The sequence below is a fragment of the Actinosynnema sp. NPDC023658 genome (genome assembly GCF_040639995.1).
Lineage (GTDB): Bacteria > Actinomycetota > Actinomycetes > Mycobacteriales > Pseudonocardiaceae > Actinosynnema.
In genome coordinates this window covers 1-1,198 of the sequence record NZ_JBFAAX010000469.1, presented here as the reverse complement: position 1 = coordinate 1,198, position 1,198 = coordinate 1, and the positions used below count along the sequence as shown (strand labels likewise).

General features: G+C 74.0%; 1 protein-coding gene. It reads left to right on the top strand.

Features of this window, described 5'->3' with window-relative positions:
* Positions 1-1,198 (top strand): hemopexin repeat-containing protein (locus AB0G02_RS29105; protein ID WP_360800016.1); only part of this gene is annotated, 1,198 nt, incomplete at both ends.

The following is a 1,198-nucleotide window of genomic DNA, read 5'->3' as shown; positions in this document are numbered from 1 at the left end:
CCCCATCGCCGCGCACAGCGCGGGCCAGACCACCCTGACGCAGGCCTACGTGCGAGGCGGCCTGACCGACCTGTTCGAGCGACCGGACGCCGAGGGCAACCAGCGCTACCTGGTGTTCTCCGGATCCGACTACGCGCGGCCCGACGAGGGCTACCCGTTGAGCGCCGACGCGACGTTCTGGGACATCCCCGCCGACCTGCGGCCCGAGGGCTTCACCGCGCCCGACGCGGTGCTGTTCGAGGGCGAGAACATGCTCGTGCTGACCGGGGACGAGTACCTGGCACGGCACGAGGTCACGGGCGCCTGGACCCCGGCGCGGCCGGTGAGCCGGCTGTGGCCCGGCGTCGAGCGCGGCTGGCCGGGCACGCCGACCGCCGCGTTCACCGTGCCGGCCTTCTCGGGGCAGGACGCTGCCACCTACCTGTTCTTCCCCGGCTCGTTCACCCGCGTGGCGGCGGGCGCGGTCGCGCCCTACCGGCCGATCCGGGACGCCTGGGGCCGGTCGCGCAACAACTTCCTGGCCGACGGCGGCCGGGTGGACGCCGCGTTCGTGGACGCCGGCGGCACGACGTTCCTGTTCTCCGGCGACCAGTACGTCCGCTACACCGGCGCCGCCTACCGCCACGCCGACCCGGGCTACCCCAAGCCGATCGCGGACAACCTGCGCGAGGAGGACGCGTTCGCGAACCTGCCCGACGCGTTCGAGGACGTCGTGGCGGCGCGGATCGAGGCGGGCGCCCGGTCCGTGGTCGATGCCGTCGTGGCGAACCGGCGCACCGCGTACCTGTTCGTCGGCGGCGACTGCCACGTCGTCTCCAGCACCCTGACCGCGACCTACGACCTCGCCGGGCTGGGGCTCGGCCGGGTCCGCAACACGATCGCGGAGCGGGGCCGGGTCGACGCCGCGCTCGTCGACGGCGGCCGCACGTTCCTGTTCGGCGGCGACCAGTACGTCCGGTACTCCGGCGGCGAGCTGTCCTACGTGGACGAGGGCTACCCGCGGGCGATCGAGACCTCGCTGCCGGACGAGCTCGGCGTGCCGACCCTGCCCGAGCAGCTGCGCGACGGTGTGGACGCGGCGTTCCGCGGCGCCGACGGCGGCATCCGCCTGTTCGCCGGCCCGCACTGGGTCGACGTGCGGCGCGCCCATAACCGCTGGCCCGGTCACGTAAGGTTTCCGTCATGGTCAAGGAACGCG